Source organism: Amycolatopsis sp. NPDC033938 (genome assembly GCF_055575975.1).
This window is the reverse complement of record NZ_JBVIRO010000006.1, coordinates 349,715-364,699: the sequence shown is the minus strand read 5'-3', so window position 1 is coordinate 364,699 and position 14,985 is coordinate 349,715. Positions and strand designations below refer to the sequence as shown.

Sequence of the window (14,985 nt, the reverse complement as noted above, 5' to 3'; positions counted from 1 at the left end):
AGCCCCCCGGTGGTTGTGGGGGGGGGGGTGTTGTGTGCAATGTGGTTTCAGACCCCCCCGCCCCACCCACCACCCCCCGCGGAACCGTGCATAGCGTCGTCAACCGGACACCGAGCCCTCGAAAGGTGTCCCTTGTGGACAGCCGGGGATGCGCCCCGCAGTGGGGAGCGCTTGTCCGCCACCACGGCAGCGGGCCGGTCACACGAGCGACCCTCAGACGTCGTCGGCGTGGGGCCATTGCTGCCCGCGCGTCCAGGAGTCCAGCACCATGAGGGTCTTCGTGCCCGTGACCTGGTGATGCCGCCTGATCTCGTCGATCGTCTGCTGAAGATGGCCCATGTCGCGGACCCGCAGCCAGACGAGCGCGTCGGGATCACCCGCGATGGTGAACACGGCCTGTGCCTCCGGCATCCGGGTGGTCGTACGGACGATCTCGCCGACCTTGGTGGTCCCGGTGAACCGCAGTTCGGTGAACGCCTCGATGCCCCAGCCGAGTTTGGCGTGGTCGATCTGGACGGTGTAACCGACGATGACGCCGTTCTCCTGCATGCGGTCGATCCGGCGTTTGACCGCCGCGGTGGACAGCGTGACCCGCGCCCCGATGTCGCCGAGGGTGCGCCGGGCGTCCTCTCGCAGCAGTTCGAGGATTTCTCGATCGGTCTCGTCGATGAGCTGGTCCGCCATGGTCCGGATGGTACGCAGACGCAACGGATCTCGCCCAGCGCTGGATATGGCCCGGATATTTTGCGTGTGGCGAGGCAATAGGCTGCGCCTTGTTGCGGCAGGCCTCCGACGTCCGGTGTCCTGTCCTGAAATCGCCCGGGGGCGCCGAAGGAGGCAGGTCTGGTGGAGCAGTTCACGTTGGAGGACCGGTATCTGGTCGAAGACGGCACCGTCTACCTCAGCGGGGTGCAGGCGCTGGTCCGGATGCTGTTCGACCGGGTGCGGCACGACCGCGCCACCGGCGCGTCCCCCGCGGTGTTCGTCTCCGGCTACGAGGGTTCGCCGCTGGCCGGCTACGACCTCGAACTCGGCCGCCGGTCCGTCCTGCTCGAAAAGCACAACGTCGTGCACCGCCCCGGCCTGAACGAGGAACTCGCCGCGACGGCGGTGATGGGCAGCCAGCTCACCGCGTCGGTCGGTTCGTCGGCAGGCGGTGTCACCGGGTTCTGGTACGGCAAAGCACCCGGCCTGGACCGGGCGACGGACGCTTTGCGGCACGCCAACCTCGCGGGTACCGACCCGGCGGGCGGCGCGGTGGCGCTGGTCGGCGACGATCCGAACGCCAAGTCCTCCTCGGTGCCCTGCGCCTCCGAACTCGCGCTGGCCGACCTGTCCCTGCCCGTGTTCTTCCCCGCCGATTCCCAGGACGTGCTGGACTTCGGCCTGCACGCCGTCGAACTGTCCAGGGCGAGCGGGCTGTGGTCGTCGATGAAACTCGTGGCGAACGTCGCCGACGCCGCGGGCACCGCGGTGGTCCGGCCACAGTGGACACCGCCAAAGCTGGCTCTGCCCGCCTACCGGCACAAGCCCAGCTCCCGGCTGCTCGGCACCACGCTGATGGCGCTCGAACGCAGCCTCTACACCGAACGCCTGCCGCTGGCCGTCGAGTACGTGCGGGCGAGCGGGGTCAACCGGATCGTCGCGCGAGGACCGGCGGACCGCGTCGGCATCGTCACCGCCGGAAAGTCCTATTTGGACCTGATGCAGGCCTTGCGGCTGCTCGGCCTGGACGCCGAAGCGTTGTCCCGGCACGGGATCCGGATCCTCAAACTCGGTGTCATCCATCCGCTCGAACCGTCGATCATCCGCGAGTTCGCCGACGGTCTCGCCGAGATCGTCGTGGTGGAGGAGAAGCGCTCCTTCGTCGAAGCGGCGATCAAGGAGGTGCTCTACGGCACCGCCGGAGCCCCGGCCGTCCACGGCAAAACCGGTCCGGACGGCCGCACCCTGTGCACCGAACTCGGCGAACTCGACCCGGACGCCATCGCCAGGGCGCTGGCCGGACGGCTGAGTGAGCACCACGAGATCCCGTCGGTGACCGCGTGGCGGCAACGGCGGCGCCGCGAGCGTATCTCGGTGCCGCTGCTGACCCGCACGCCGTACTTCTGCTCCGGCTGCCCGCACAACTCCTCGACCAAGGTGCCGGAGGGAACCGTGGTGGGTGGCGGCATCGGCTGTCACGCCATGGCGTTGTTCATGGAACCGGAACAGGTCGGGGACGTCGTCGGCTTGACCCAGATGGGCGGCGAAGGCGCGCAATGGCTCGGGATGGAGCCGTTCGTCGACGCCTCGCACTTCGTGCAGAACATCGGCGACGGCACGTTCACCCACTCCGGCAGCCTCGCGGTGCGGGCCGCGGTCGCCGCCGGGGTCAACATCACCTACAAGATCCTCTACAACGCGACCGTGGCGATGACCGGCGGACAGGACGCCGTCGGCGGGCTCCCGGTGGAGCGGCTGGCGTCACTGCTGCTGGTCGAAGGCGTCGCGAAGGTGGTCATCACCAGCGACGAGCCGAAGCGGTTCCGCGGTGTCCGCCTCCCCGACGGCGTCGAGGTCCGGCATCGCGACGCATTGCTGAGCACCCAAGAGGAACTGGCCGGGGTGCCCGGGGTGACGGTGCTCATCCACGACCAGGAATGCGCCGCGGAGAAACGCCGCAAACGACGTCGCGGCAAACTGGACACCCCGGCCGCCAAGGTCGTGATCAACGAGCGGGTGTGCGAGGGGTGCGGCGACTGCGGCGAGAAGTCGAACTGCTTGTCGGTACAGCCGGTCACCACCGAGTTCGGCCGTAAGACCGCGATCCACCAGTCTTCGTGCAATGTGGACTATTCGTGCCTCGCGGGGGACTGTCCCTCGTTCATGACCGTGGTCCCCACCGGGCGGAAACAGCGGCGGCAGGCGGGCGAGATCACCGCGGCCGAGCTCCCGGAGCCGGCCACCACGGGCACCGACTTCTCCGTGCGGATCACCGGTGTCGGCGGGACCGGCGTGGTCACCGTCGCGCAGATCCTCGCCACCGCCGCCGTACTCGAAGGCAGGCAGGTCCGGACGCTGGACCAGACCGGGCTCGCGCAGAAGGGCGGCGCCGTCGTCTCGGATCTGAAGATCACCGCCGAGCCGACGGCGCAGGCCCCGAAGCTCGCGGCCGGTGAATGCGACCTCTACCTGGCCTGCGACGTCCTCGTGGGCGCCGACCCGGCGCATCTGTCGGTGGCCGATCCCGGCCGCACCACCGCCGTGGTCTCCACGACCGAGGTGCCGACCGGCCGGATGGTCGTCGACACCACCGTGTCCTTCCCCGACGCCGCCGCCGTACGCGGCGCGATCTCGGAGAACGCGGCGCGCACCGTGGCGCTCGACGCCAGGGCGCTGGCGGAGACGCTGTTCGACGACGACCAGTTCGCCAACATCCTCCAGCTCGGCGCGGCGCACCAGACCGGCGCCATCCCGCTGGCCGCGGCCAGCCTGGAACGCGCGATCGAACTCAACGGGGTCGCCGTCGCGGGCAACCTTCAGGCGTTCCGGCGAGGACGGCAGCTCGTCGCCGATCCCGGCGCCCTGCACGACGCAGTCACGCCTCCCGCCGTCGCCACGACACCGGCTCCGTCGGAGGCGGCTCTCCGCGCTCGCGCGCTCGTGCACGCCGAGCCGGGTTCGGAACTCGCCCGTTTGCTGGACATCCGCGTCCCGGAACTCGTTCGGTACCAAGACGTTCGCTACGCGCGGGAGTACGCCCAGTTCGTCGAGCGCGTCCGGGTCCTGGAAGGGGACTCGACCGCAATCACCGAAGCCGTGGCGCGCAATCTGCACAAACTGATGGCGTACAAGGACGAATACGAGGTCGCTCGGCTTTCCCTCGATCCGGCCGTGCTCGCGGGGATCGAGGCGGAGTTCGGCGTCGGCAGCCGCTACGCCTACCGCCTGCACCCGCCGGTGCTCCGCGCGCTGGGGATGAAGCGGAAGATCGCGCTCGGACCGGGGTTCCGCCCGTTGTTCGTCGCGCTGCGCGCCGCCAGGAAAGTGCGCGGCACGCGCTGGGACCCGTTCGGCAAGGCCAAGGTCCGGAAGATCGAGCGGGAGCTCGTCGGCCAGTACCGGGAGACGATCCTCGCCGCGTTCAGTGCCGGGGACCTCGACCGGGACAAACTGCTCGCCCTGGCTGAGCTGCCTGACCTGATCCGCGGCTACGAGGACGTCAAACTGGCGAACGTCGAGGTCTATCGCCGGGAACAGGCGGCGCTTCTTTCCCGGCCGGAGCCGCCGCTGGGCCGAACGGCACAGGAAAGTGGGGTCGTTGTACCCCAAACGCGCTAGCCGGGGATGACGACTGACCGGGTACAGAAGAAAAATCCTGCTCCCGGAGGTCGTTCTACATGAAGGTCAACCGCAAGATCGCCGTTGTCACCGGAATCGCCGCGAGCGCCGCGCTCATGTTCGGCGGGGTCGCCCAGGCCTACACCCTGGACACGGCCACCGGCACCGGTTTCGTCGGCAAGGGCGAGCTCCAGACCCCCTTCGGCTGGAACAACGCCAAACTGCAGGCCAACGCCGCCGGAGTGACCTTCAGCTACGACGTGACCGACAGCTACTCGGCCGTCTGCACCTGGGTCACCGGCGAAGGCACCAAGGGCGAGAAGATCCACAACGTCGACCACACCACCTCGACCTCCGTCGCCAGCGCCGTCAGCTACGACCCGCGGGTGAAGACCCAGATCACCGGGTTCACCCTCAAGGGCTTCGGCGCCACCACCACGACCGGCGTCGTCCCTGTCGTCGGCGGGTCCTGCCCCGGCAGTTCGGGTACGGACGGAGAGTGGACCAGCGTGACGGAGACCGGCTCCACCGGCGGCCTTTACGCGCACTACGACATCCAGACCACGCTGCTGGTGCCCGCCGTCCCGGCGGTTCCTGCGGTCTAGCCCTCACACGGCGAACTGTCCGTGAAGGCCTCCTTCCCTACTCTCAAGGTAGAGAAGGAGGCCTTCACGGACTTTCGTGTCTTGAGGCCTTCGCCCCGGGGGCGACCAGTCCGGCTTCGTAGGCGAGCACGACGAGTTGGGCGCGGTCACGGGCGTGGAGTTTCGTCATGGCCCGGTTGACGTGGGTCTTCGCGGTCAGCGGGCTGATCACCATCCGAGCGGCGATCTCGTCGTTGGACAGGCCTTGAGCCACCATGACGACGGCCTCGCGTTCGCGGTTGGTCAGCTCCGCGAGTCCGGTGACGGTCCCGGTGGCGGGTGGCAGGGTGAGGTACCGGTCGATCAGCTTGCGGGTGATCGACGGGGCGAGCAGCGCGTCACCGCGCGCGGCGACACGGATGGCGTGCAAGAAGTCGTCCGGCTCGATGTCCTTGACGAGGAATCCGGCGGCTCCGGCCCGCAACGCCTTGAACACGTACTCGTCCAGACCGTAGTTGGTCAGGATGACGACGTGCACGGAAGCCAGCGCCGGATCCGCGGCGATGCGCCGGGTCGCCTCGATGCCGTCGACCAGCGGCATCTGGATGTCGATGAGCGCGATGTCGGGCAGGTGCTTTCTGGCCAGCGTGACCCCTTCACCGCCGTCCGCGGCTTCGGCCACGACCTCGATACCGTCTTCGGCGTCGAGGAGCGCGCGGAATCCGCTGCGGATGAGCGGCTGGTCGTCGACCAGCAGGACCCGGATCACGACGACCGCGCGACGGGGAGTTCGGCCTCGACGGTGAAACCGCCCTCGCCACGTGGCGCGGCCCGGAGACGGCCGCCGAGCGCGGTGACCCGTTCGCGCATGCCGAGCAGCCCGACCCCGGGCGCCGAGCCGGTGCCTGGAACGGCTTTCCCGTCATCGTCGACCTGGATGACGAGTGTGTCCGGGCGGTAGCCGATCCGGATCGAAGCGGAAGCGGCGGCGGCGTGCCGGGTGATATTGGTCAGGGACTCCTGGACGATCCGGTACGCGGCCCGGTCCACCGCGGCCGGTACGTCGGCACGCTCTCCTTCGACGGTCAGTTTCGCGTCCAGTCCGGTCGTTCTGGCCTGTCGTACCAAATCCGGGACGGAGTCGAGGCCACGCGGCGGATGTTCGGCGTCGTCGCGCAGCGCCTCCAGGGTCGCGCGCAGTTCGCCCGCCGCCTCACGACCGGCCTCCCGGATCGCGAGCAACGCCTCCGGGACCTCTTCACCTCGTTTGCGGGCAAGGTGGACGGCGACTTCCGCCTGCACCTTGATGACCGAGATCTGGTGCGTGAGCGAATCGTGCAATTCCCTGGCGATGTGCAGGCGTTCTTCGTCGGCCCGGCGCCGCGCGGCCTCCTCGCGGGTGCGCTCGGCTTCGTCGGCCCGTCGCTCGGCCTGACGCAACGCTTCGCCCGCCGCCGCGGCGGCGATCAGCCAGGCCAGTTGCAGGACTTCGCGGCTGTGCATGAAGGCCTCGCCCAAGGACACCACGCGCGGAGAAGCCAGGATCGCGAACGGAAGCGCGAGCACCATGACCACCGAACCGGCCAGCGTGGCGATCCGGTGCCCGGCCCGCATCGTCGCGTACACCGCGAACAAGTACGCGACGGCCGGTACGTCGAAACCCACGAGCTGGCAGGCCAGCGCGGCCAGCCCTGTCGTGGCGAGCACGGCGACGGGCGCCCGGCGGCTCGCGGCCAGCGCTACGCCTCCGATCACGAAGAACGCGTAGCCGAGTGGCTCGAGATTCGTGTCCGAGGGCAGGCGGGACACCACCGTGACCACGAGGACCGCCAGCACCCCGACGGCGATCGCCCAGTCTCTCGCCCCGATTCGTGCCTTCCGCATCTCCGAACCCTAGCCGGACGGCGGCTCGAAGTGATCCTCCGTGAAGACCACGGCGGACTACCGCGTCCGTGGTAGTTCCCGGGTTTCTGCCGCGGCGATGGCAGTGCCGGATGTCCACCTCCGCGCGACGACGAGTGGTGGGGGCGGCGGACAGGATCGGCGTGTCACCGAGAGAAGGAAGAACTCATGTCCGTTCATGTCTTCGCCCAGCAGACCGCCGACCTCTACACACTGAGCCCGGGGAGGATCGGATCCATCGTGGCCGGGGTGCTCGGCCTGATCGGTGTCGTCGCCGGTGGGCTCGCCCGTGCTCGGTCCGCCGGCCGCTTCGGCAGTGGTTCCGGACGGCGCGGCGCCATCGTGGCCGTGGTGACGGCGGCGGTCGGCATGGTCATGGCGGGGCTGGTCGTCGCCACTTCCGACGGAGGAATCGGGACCGGCAACGGGCTGGCCGGGGCCTTCGTGGCACTGATCATCGGGCTGGTCGCCCTGCTTCTCGGCGGGCTGACCCTGGCTCGCTCCCGGTCCCACAGCGGGTCCTCCCGGTAGGGGCCGGGCTGTGAAGGACCCCTTGATGGACTCGTCTTTGTTTACTCACTGGTGTGGAGCTTTGTGTGGTTTGCCGGTCCACAGGTCGTGAGCGGCACGGGCTTGATCAACGGAGCCTCAGTAGCACCACCAGTCACACCGGCCGCGCGTGAAGGCCCCCTTCCCTCGGCTCAGCCGAGGGAAGGGGGCCTTCACGTCTTTCCCCATACGGAACTCGCGTGCTACGACCCGAATCACTCCCGAGACCGCTCCGCTTGCCCGACCGGACACACCGCGCCGTCGACGCAACTCGCCCTGTCGCACAACCGGCACAACAGATCGGCGTTGCCGACGTCCGCGTAGAGGCGGGTCAGCAGTTTGCCCAGCAGTTCGGCGAACTGGGCCTGCTCCTGCGCGCTGAGCTCTTCGAGCAAGCCGGTCAGTCCCGCGCCGCGCGCCTCCAGGAGGGTGCTCGCCGCCTGTCGCCCCTCCGGGGTGAGTTCGACGGCCACTTCCCGGCCTTGGCGAGGGCGCCGTTCGAGTAACCCGCTCCGCTCCAGTGAGTCCACCATGCGGGCGGCGGCGGATTGGCTCAGACCCACCCGCCGGCCCAGCTCGGACACACTCAACCCCGAAGCGGCCGACGTCACCACCAGTGCCGCCGCGCCACTGGCACTGACCCCGACCTTCCGGTGCGCATCCGCCAGCACCCGGTCGGATACGGCCAGCGCCGCCGCGCCCAGCAGATTCGCCGTCCTTGCTTGCATGACTCATGCATAACCGGTCCAGTATCGGCCCGGCAAGTCGGCCGCTCGAAAAGCCCATCAAATCCCATTGATACATCAAGCTGGTTTGATGTAAAATTCGACGCATGGTGCCCACGGGGCAAGTCGTCGATCCACCGGCCTTCGTCCGGCTGGCGGCCCATCCGCTGCGGTGGCGGTTGCTGGCCGAACTCGCCGACAGTGACTACCGGGTGCGAGAGCTGGTGGCGCGGATCGGCCAGCCGCAGAACCTGGTGTCCTACCACCTGCGGCTGCTGCGTGACGGCGGGCTCGTCGCCGCGACGCGCAGCAGCTTCGACGGCCGGGACAGCTACTACCACCTGGATCTGGACCGCTGCGCCGAGGCGCTGACCGGCAGCGGGGCCGCGCTGCATCCGGCACTGCGTCTGGACACCGCACCACCCGCTCCGCCGGGCGGTCGGCGCTACGGCCAGGTCTCCGTGCTGTTCGTCTGCACCGGAAACAGCGCCCGCTCACCGATCGCCGAAGCCCTGCTGCGCCACCACACCGCGGGTCAGGTGGCCGTGACCAGCGTCGGCAGCCGCCCCAAACCCAGGCTGCACGCCGGCGCCGTCCGGGTGCTGCGCGAGATGTTCGGCATCGATGTATCCGGCCAACGCCCCCGGCACCTGGACACGCTCGCCGCTCGCCGGTTCGACCACGTGATCACCTTGTGCGACAAGGCTCGCGAGGTCTGCCCCGAGCCTGGCCACCATGCGCGCCGGGTCCATTGGAGCATCCGCGACCCGGCCGCTGCCGGTGAAACCGACTATTCCGCCTTCGAACGGGCCGCGGTGGAAATCGACACCCGCGTTCGGCATCTGCTGCCCGTTCTCGCCGCCACCAACGGATCGGAGAAATCGCCGTGACCACACCAGACAGCACCGCCAGCGTCCGTTACCTCGTCGACGACGTCCAAGCCGCCATCGACTTCTACACCACTCGGCTCGGCTTCACGCTCAACACCGATGCCGCGCCCGCCTTCGCCGACGTGGTCCGCGGCCCGCTGCGGCTGCTGCTGTCCGGGCCCGCGAGCTCCGGTGCGCGTGCCACCCCCGACGACGTCAACAGCGCCGGCCGTAACCGCATCCACCTCATCGTCGACGACCTCGACGCCGAGATCGCCCGTCTCGGTGACGCGGGGCAGGCCTTCGTCAGCGACGTCGTCGCCGGTCCGGGCGGCCGCCAGATCCTGCTCGCCGACCCGGCGGGCAATCTCGTCGAGCTGTTCCAACCCGCCCGCTGACCCGGATCGGGCCCAGCGGTCATCCGCCCAAAGCCGGTCCGATCCACCGGCGGACGAGTTTCCGCAGCTCGTCGTCGCTGAGCGTCGCCGCCGAGGGGTAGCGCAGAAAAGACAGGAAGAGCCGCATCAGGATCTCGGCGAGCCCCTGGAGTTCCTCGTCGGTGGTGACACCGACGGCGGCCCAATCGACCGGCACGTTCCGGAGGATCCGCGCGCCGAGGGCGAAGGCCGGGGCGGAGGCGACTTCGACGGTGAAGAAGTCGGTCTCGCCCGCTTCCAGGAGCAGGCCGAGGTAGGGCTCGCCCGGGACCGTCCGGACGGCGAACACCACGGATTCCACGGCCGCCTCGGCGGCGCTGCCGAACGAGGCCAGATGACGCTCCATCCGCCCGGCGAACTCCTCGACGCCCGCCAAGGCGACAGCGCGGAGGATCTCCGCCAGGCTCGGGAAATAGCGGTAGACGGTCTGCCGGGTCACGCCGGCTTCCGCGGCGACGTCGGAGAGGCTGGTCTTGGCGAGCCCGACACGGTCGATGCAGGCCGTCGCCGCCTCGACGATCCGGCGGCGTGCTTCGTCTTCGGTGCCGGGTGGGTTGCCCTGCCATCCATGGTGCCCCATGCGCTCCATCTTCCCCGAGGGGGACGCCTCAGCCAGTGGCAGGTGTCTTCCGGTACACCGCGGCCAGCACCAAACCCGCCCCGAGGAAGCAGATGAGCGCGTAGAGGCCGCTTCCGATCGGGGTGCCGTCCTCGGTGACGCCGTTCTTCGCGGAGAAGTACGCGGGGAGCGCGCTCAGCCAGAACGCGGCCATGCCACCCAGGTAAAGGGCGGGATAGAAGCGGGCGAAGGCGGACAGCGGTTCACTCGGTCCACGATCCGGGGATCGCAGGTGTGACACGAGAATCCACGCGCCCGCCGCCCAGAGCAGGGCGAGCTCGACGCCGAGGACCCACGCCTGCGCGGTCGTGTCGGGTTCGTCCCCGCCGAACAAACTCGACGGGATACCGGCGATCGCCATCGTCGGCGGCGTGAGGACACCGGCCACCAGGATGCGCAGGGCCAGCGATCGCCCGCCTCGCATGCCGCCGGTCAAGCGCACGACCAGGTAGGTCATGGCCCCCATCGAAACGGAGGCGAACAACAGCATGCTGTTCATCGGCACCGACGCCATCGCGGGATGGTTGACGATCCGGTTGTCCCCGTTCCAGGCCCACCATTTCAGTTGCGGGCCAAGGTGATCGAAGACCTCGTAGAACACCTGGCAGGCGAAGGCGACGGCCACCGATCCGGTGAGCGCGCCGCGACGCCGGAAAATCCCGAGTGACCGCACGAGTTCGTACGCGACCTGACTGATCACCGGATAGAACGCCACGATGTAGAGCGGCAGCCGATCCCACATGAACTGCACGGTGAACTGGTTGTGGGCGAAGATGAAGCCGTACTGCCGCTCGAGACCGAACCACTCCGGGAAGTACAGCGGAGGTTCGATCACGAAGAGATAGACGAGCGAAGCGAACCACAGCGCCAAGTTCGTCGAATCGCCTGAACGGTGGCGGCGAATGGCGTGCACCAGAGCGAATACGGCGCCGCCGACGACGAGGATTTCGAGCAGCGGCATCGTCGGCTCGGCGAGATCCCACGGGAAGCGGAGCGAGACCACGGGGGAGACGTCGTGGCAGTCGAAGCCGAGATCGCGGGTGACGGCCTCCGCCTCCGGCCCGCAGACGGCCCTCATCGCGCGGGTACCGACGCCGAGGCGGTGGCCGTGCTGTCCGGCGAGTAGTCGGTGGCGGGCGGTTCGGCCTGCGGATCGAAGCCGAAGGGAACCCGGTGCTTGCCCAGTGCGGCGCGGACGCGGTAGCGCAGAAGCCCGGCCAGCACCCGAGGGTTCCGCAGCATGGCACCCAGCGACTCGTCGAGATTGAACACCTTGGCGAAGTGTTCGTCGACCACCGGATCCTCACGGGCCGCACCGACGATGAGGCTGAACGCCGGACTGGACATGGCCGCGACGACGCGTCGTCGCCACTCGGGCAGCTTCTCGGTCCCCGCCGCGCACTCGTAGCCGCCGTCCCTGGCCATCGCGAGGCTCCACGGGACGCTGAGCAGTTTGCGCTGCGCCGTAAGGAATCTTGAGGAGAACTTCAGGTCGAGGCGATCGGCACGTGCGAGATGTTCGCGCAGCAGCAACGCCGAACCCGCCGCGGAACTGATGCCTTGCGCGTAGAACGGGTTGAACGCGCAGATCGAGTCGCCGACGAACACCAAACCCTTCGGCGGGGTGCGCAAAAGGTCGTAGCGTCGCCATTTGTTGCCGGTCGAGCGGGTCAGGTGCACCTCCGAGGTGGGGGAGCACCGGTCCATCGCCTCGGCGAACAACGGCGTCCGCACCCGGCGGGCCGCTTCGACGAACGTGTCGGTGGTGCGGGGCATCTCGATTCCCCATGAGCCCATGCAGGCGATGGCGCGGTTGCCTTCGATGGGGAAGAAGTTGACCAGGAACTCGTGTTCGGCGGGGTGCTCGCCCTTGTCCGGGGTCGGCATGATCACCAGGTGCCGCCACCACCAGGAGGGAGGCCGCTCCGCCGGCGAGGGCAGGTCGTACCAGCGTGAGGTGTAGGTGACCTTGGCGTCGAGGGTCCGCACTTCGGGCTCGGGCCAGCCCGCGGCCGTCAGCCAGCCGCTGACCGGGGAACCGCGCCCCATCGCGTCCACCACGAAGTCGGCGTCGATCCGCTCGGTGCCGTCGGGAGTGGAGAAATCGACACCCGTGACGGCCCCGTCGGGGGTGCCGCCGTTCCGTACGGTCAGGCCGGTCACCGCGACCCCTTCGCGGATGGTCACGTTCGCCAAGCCCCGCACCTTGTCGCGCAGCACGCGTTCGATGAGGATCCGCGAGCTGTAGATCATCGTCATCGTGCCGCGTTTGCGTGCCGACCAGCCCTCGCCGTCGAGATAGGCGGCGTCCATGGACGGCATCAGATGCAGGCCGCCCGCGGCGATGAGGTCGTCTTCGAAACCGGGGAAGAGCTCCCCGATCGCACGACGGCCCGAGTTCAGCAGGAAATGCGGGTGTTTGCTCTGCGGCACGCCACGCCGGTGTTCGGCTTCCGCCGGGAGCTCGTCGCGTTCCAGCACCAGTACTTCCTCGAAGTGCGGGGCGAGCGCTCCCGCGGTGCACAGACCGGCGGCGCTGCCACCCAGGACGACGGCGGTCTTGCCGAGCCGCATGCGGATCAACTCCCGTCATTCATACAAAGTGACGTCGAATGTATGAATGACGGAAGGCTGGTGTCAAGGCTGGTCGCCGACACTCCACCGGGCCTCCGCAGGTAACCGCGTCGCGGTGTCCCTCGCTTGGAGCAGCGCGGCGAGGAAGTCACCGACAGCGGGGGCTTGCGGCCGGTGCGGGTCGCGCACCACGGCGATGGCTCGTTCCAGCGGCGGGTCGTCGAGGGGCAGAACGCCCAGTCCGGCGAACTCGATCAAGGGCAGGACCAGACCCGGCACCACGGAGACGCCGAGGCCTGCCGCGGCCAGTCCGGCGACAGCGGCGATGTTGCGGGCTTCGATGATCCGGCCGGGTACTGTCCCCGTGTCACGCAATGCCTGGTCGACCAGACCGCGGATACTGCTTTCGACGGCGAAGGTGATGAACGGTTCGTCCGCCAGATCCGTCCATGACAGTGTCCGCTCGGTGGCGAAGCGATGGGACGGCGGGAAGACGCAGCAGAACCTGTCCGAGGCGAGTGCGTGCACCGTCAAGCCCGGCAACGGTTTCGTCACCACGGAGACGGCCAGATCGGCGTCGCCGCCGCGAACCTGATCGAGTACTTCGTCCGACAGCGCGTCCACAATAGACAGTTCGACCCCGGGATGACGTTCCCGGTAGGTCGCGACGACCGGCGGCAGCAGGATCGCGGCGAGCGAGGGCAAGGTCGCGACCCGCACCCTGCCCCTGGTGCCGTCGAGGAATCCGGCGAAATGCCGCATCCCCGTGTCGAACGACGTGACGACGGTGCGCGCGATGCGCACGAACTCTTCGCCCTCGGTGGTGAGCACGAGACTGCGGGTGGTCCGTTCGAACAGGGTCACGCCGACCCGTCGTTCGACCTCGCCTATCGCGCGGCTGAGCGAGGACTGCGCCAGATGCAACCGCTGAGCGGCGGTGGTGAAGCCACCCGAATCGGCCACTTCGACCACGGCCCGGAGCTGGTGGATGGTCAGATCCATGCGCATACCGCATGAGTCTATGCGAAACCCTTGCTTGACCTCGATATACCGGCTGGCTCACAGTCAGCGGGTCAACGATGACCTGTCGTCCGTCGAAAGGCCCGGGAAATGCTTGCTGTGGCGGGTTTCCTGACGATCGCGGTATTCCTCGCCGGGGTACTGTCCCGGCGGGTGTCCGTGCTGCTGGCGCTGACCGTCATCCCGATCCTCGCGGCGTTCGCCGTCGGCGCGGGCGGGCGGATCGGTGAACTGATCGGGAAGGGACTCACCACGGTCGCCCCGGTGGCCATCATGATCACCTTCGCGGTGTTGTACTTCTGCCTCATGATCGACACCGGCCTGTTCGATCCGGCGGTGCGCCGGATCCTGCGCTGGGCCAAGGGCGATCCGCTGAAGATCGCCGTCGGCACGGCGGTGCTGACCCTTCTGGTGGCGCTGGACGGCGACGGCGCGTCCACCTTCTTGATCACGGTTTCGGCGTTGCTGCCGATCTACCGGCGGATCGGGATGCGCCCGCTCGTGCTCGCCGGGGTGGTCGGCCTCGGCGCGGGTGTGATGAACATGATCCCGTGGGGCGGGCCGACCGCGCGGGCGATGGCGGCACTCGACCGCGACAGTGGGTCGATCTTCCTGCCGCTGCTGCCCGCCATGATCGCCGGGATCCTGTGGGTGCTCGTCGCGGCCTGGCTCATCGGCCGCTCGGAGCGCCACCGGCTCGGCGTCGTCACCCTCGAAGCAGGCGACGACGAAAGCCAAGGCTCCGAGCGCGATCGCGAGGACCGGATCCGCTTCTGGTGCAACGTGGTGCTGACCTTGGCGCTGGTCGTGGCGCTGCTCGCGCAGCTGGCGAAACTCGAGGTCCTGTTCATCGTCGCGTTCGTGCTGGCGCTGCTGATCAACCGGCCGAAGTGGACACAGCAGCAGGAGCTTTTCGAGAAGCACGGCCACAACGTCGTCTTGGTGACCACGATGATCTTCGCCGCCGGCGTGTTCACCGGAATCCTTTCTGGCACCGGCATGATCGACGTGATGGCCCGGACACTGGTCGGCGTCATCCCGGGCTGGGCCGACGGTGCCCTTCCGCTCCTCACGGCCATCACCAGCATGCCGCTGAGCCTGGTCTTCACCCCGGACTCCTATTACTTCGGCGTGCTGCCGGTCCTCGCGGAAACCAGTGCCGCGCTCGGCGGTGACCCGGCCGAGGTCGCCAGGGCGGCGCTGCTCGGGCAGATGACGACCGGCTTCCCGCTCAGCCCGCTGACGGCGGCGACGTTCATCCTGCTCGGAATGACCGGGGTGCAGTTCGGCGAGCATCAGCGGTTCATCTTCAAATGGGCGTTCGGCACGACGATCGTGATGACCGTCGTCGCCCTGCTCACCGGTGCGATTTCGTTGTGAGAG

Annotated in this window: 14 protein-coding genes; 6 read left to right on the top strand and 8 right to left on the bottom strand. The window is 68.7% G+C overall.

What is annotated here, in order from left to right; translation table 11 throughout:
* Window positions 1–213: 213 nt before the first annotated feature.
* Entirely contained in the window at window positions 214–684 is a 471-nt protein-coding gene (locus ACZ5ZX_RS19340; RefSeq protein ID WP_465503372.1) for an Lrp/AsnC family transcriptional regulator, read from the bottom strand.
* Between the two features lie 162 nt (window positions 685–846).
* Here ACZ5ZX_RS19340 and ACZ5ZX_RS19335 point away from each other — a divergent pair, with 162 nt between their 5' ends.
* Both ACZ5ZX_RS19335 and ACZ5ZX_RS19330 read left to right on the top strand, forming a co-directional pair.
* Window positions 847–4,323, top strand: a complete 3,477-nt coding sequence (locus ACZ5ZX_RS19335; protein WP_465503371.1) for an indolepyruvate ferredoxin oxidoreductase family protein — start codon at window positions 847–849, stop codon at window positions 4,321–4,323.
* A gap of 59 nt (window positions 4,324–4,382) precedes the next feature.
* Window positions 4,383–4,928, top strand: a complete 546-nt coding sequence (locus tag ACZ5ZX_RS19330; protein ID WP_465503370.1) for a hypothetical protein — start codon at window positions 4,383–4,385, stop codon at window positions 4,926–4,928.
* Between the two features lie 64 nt (window positions 4,929–4,992).
* Here ACZ5ZX_RS19330 and ACZ5ZX_RS19325 read toward each other — a convergent pair whose 3' ends face one another.
* Together ACZ5ZX_RS19325 and ACZ5ZX_RS19320 are read right to left on the bottom strand one after the other, a co-directional pair.
* On the bottom strand, window positions 4,993–5,676 hold the full coding sequence (locus tag ACZ5ZX_RS19325) for a response regulator (RefSeq protein WP_465503369.1): 684 nt from the start codon (window positions 5,674–5,676) through the stop codon (window positions 4,993–4,995).
* Window positions 5,673–6,791 carry a sensor histidine kinase gene (locus tag ACZ5ZX_RS19320; protein WP_465503368.1) on the bottom strand — a complete coding sequence of 373 codons (1,119 nt, stop codon included), beginning with the start codon at window positions 6,789–6,791 and terminating at the stop codon, window positions 5,673–5,675. The genes ACZ5ZX_RS19325 and ACZ5ZX_RS19320 overlap by 4 nt, the downstream gene beginning before the upstream one ends.
* Window positions 6,792–6,977: 186 nt before the next feature.
* Between ACZ5ZX_RS19320 and ACZ5ZX_RS19315 the strand changes: the two genes are divergently transcribed.
* Window positions 6,978–7,340, top strand: a complete 363-nt coding sequence (locus tag ACZ5ZX_RS19315) for a DUF6223 family protein (RefSeq protein ID WP_465503367.1) — start codon at window positions 6,978–6,980, stop codon at window positions 7,338–7,340.
* A 233-nt stretch (window positions 7,341–7,573) separates the two neighbouring features.
* Here the strand turns inward: ACZ5ZX_RS19315 and ACZ5ZX_RS19310 are convergent, their stop codons facing one another.
* On the bottom strand, window positions 7,574–8,086 hold the full coding sequence (locus ACZ5ZX_RS19310; protein ID WP_465503366.1) for a MarR family winged helix-turn-helix transcriptional regulator: 513 nt from the start codon (window positions 8,084–8,086) through the stop codon (window positions 7,574–7,576).
* A 104-nt stretch (window positions 8,087–8,190) separates the two neighbouring features.
* Here ACZ5ZX_RS19310 and ACZ5ZX_RS19305 point away from each other — a divergent pair, with 104 nt between their 5' ends.
* Window positions 8,191–8,973, top strand: a complete 783-nt coding sequence (locus tag ACZ5ZX_RS19305; RefSeq protein ID WP_465503365.1) for an arsenate reductase/protein-tyrosine-phosphatase family protein — start codon at window positions 8,191–8,193, stop codon at window positions 8,971–8,973.
* The gene (locus tag ACZ5ZX_RS19300; protein WP_465503364.1) at window positions 8,970–9,350 is read left to right on the top strand and encodes a VOC family protein; all 381 of its coding nucleotides are present in this window, start codon (window positions 8,970–8,972) and stop codon (window positions 9,348–9,350) included. The genes ACZ5ZX_RS19305 and ACZ5ZX_RS19300 overlap by 4 nt, the downstream gene beginning before the upstream one ends.
* Before the next feature lie 19 nt (window positions 9,351–9,369).
* Here ACZ5ZX_RS19300 and ACZ5ZX_RS19295 read toward each other — a convergent pair whose 3' ends face one another.
* The 4 genes from ACZ5ZX_RS19295 to ACZ5ZX_RS19280 form a co-directional block, all read right to left on the bottom strand.
* On the bottom strand, window positions 9,370–9,969 hold the full coding sequence (locus ACZ5ZX_RS19295) for a TetR/AcrR family transcriptional regulator (RefSeq protein ID WP_465503363.1): 600 nt from the start codon (window positions 9,967–9,969) through the stop codon (window positions 9,370–9,372).
* 28 nt (window positions 9,970–9,997) lie between these two features.
* On the bottom strand, window positions 9,998–11,086 hold the full coding sequence (locus ACZ5ZX_RS19290) for a hypothetical protein (protein ID WP_465503362.1): 1,089 nt from the start codon (window positions 11,084–11,086) through the stop codon (window positions 9,998–10,000).
* Window positions 11,083–12,582: an FAD-dependent oxidoreductase gene (locus ACZ5ZX_RS19285; RefSeq protein ID WP_465503361.1), complete on the bottom strand. Its 1,500-nt coding sequence runs from the start codon at window positions 12,580–12,582 to the stop codon at window positions 11,083–11,085. The genes ACZ5ZX_RS19290 and ACZ5ZX_RS19285 overlap by 4 nt, the downstream gene beginning before the upstream one ends.
* A 63-nt stretch (window positions 12,583–12,645) precedes the next feature.
* Window positions 12,646–13,590, bottom strand: a complete 945-nt coding sequence (locus ACZ5ZX_RS19280) for a LysR family transcriptional regulator (protein ID WP_465503360.1) — start codon at window positions 13,588–13,590, stop codon at window positions 12,646–12,648.
* Window positions 13,591–13,692: 102 nt separating this feature from the next.
* Between ACZ5ZX_RS19280 and ACZ5ZX_RS19275 the strand changes: the two genes are divergently transcribed.
* Window positions 13,693–14,982, top strand: a complete 1,290-nt coding sequence (locus ACZ5ZX_RS19275; protein WP_465503359.1) for a CitMHS family transporter — start codon at window positions 13,693–13,695, stop codon at window positions 14,980–14,982.
* Window positions 14,983–14,985: the final 3 nt, after the last annotated feature.

Excerpts from the sequence above, each read along its gene's own strand:
- ACZ5ZX_RS19340 (WP_465503372.1), bottom strand. The coding sequence starts at position 684 with ATGGCGGACCAGCTCATCGACGAGACCGATCGAGAAATCCTCGAACTG.
- ACZ5ZX_RS19330 (WP_465503370.1), top strand. The coding sequence starts at position 4,383 with ATGAAGGTCAACCGCAAGATCGCCGTTGTCACCGGAATCGCCGCGAGC.
- ACZ5ZX_RS19320 (WP_465503368.1), bottom strand. The coding sequence starts at position 6,791 with ATGCGGAAGGCACGAATCGGGGCGAGAGACTGGGCGATCGCCGTCGGG.
- ACZ5ZX_RS19315 (WP_465503367.1), top strand. The coding sequence starts at position 6,978 with ATGTCCGTTCATGTCTTCGCCCAGCAGACCGCCGACCTCTACACACTG.
- ACZ5ZX_RS19310 (WP_465503366.1), bottom strand. The coding sequence starts at position 8,086 with ATGCAAGCAAGGACGGCGAATCTGCTGGGCGCGGCGGCGCTGGCCGTA.
- ACZ5ZX_RS19305 (WP_465503365.1), top strand. The coding sequence starts at position 8,191 with ATGGTGCCCACGGGGCAAGTCGTCGATCCACCGGCCTTCGTCCGGCTG.
- ACZ5ZX_RS19295 (WP_465503363.1), bottom strand. The coding sequence starts at position 9,969 with ATGGGGCACCATGGATGGCAGGGCAACCCACCCGGCACCGAAGACGAA.
- ACZ5ZX_RS19290 (WP_465503362.1), bottom strand. The coding sequence starts at position 11,086 with ATGAGGGCCGTCTGCGGGCCGGAGGCGGAGGCCGTCACCCGCGATCTC.
- ACZ5ZX_RS19285 (WP_465503361.1), bottom strand. The coding sequence starts at position 12,582 with ATGCGGCTCGGCAAGACCGCCGTCGTCCTGGGTGGCAGCGCCGCCGGT.
- ACZ5ZX_RS19280 (WP_465503360.1), bottom strand. The coding sequence starts at position 13,590 with ATGCGCATGGATCTGACCATCCACCAGCTCCGGGCCGTGGTCGAAGTG.
- ACZ5ZX_RS19275 (WP_465503359.1), top strand. The coding sequence starts at position 13,693 with ATGCTTGCTGTGGCGGGTTTCCTGACGATCGCGGTATTCCTCGCCGGG.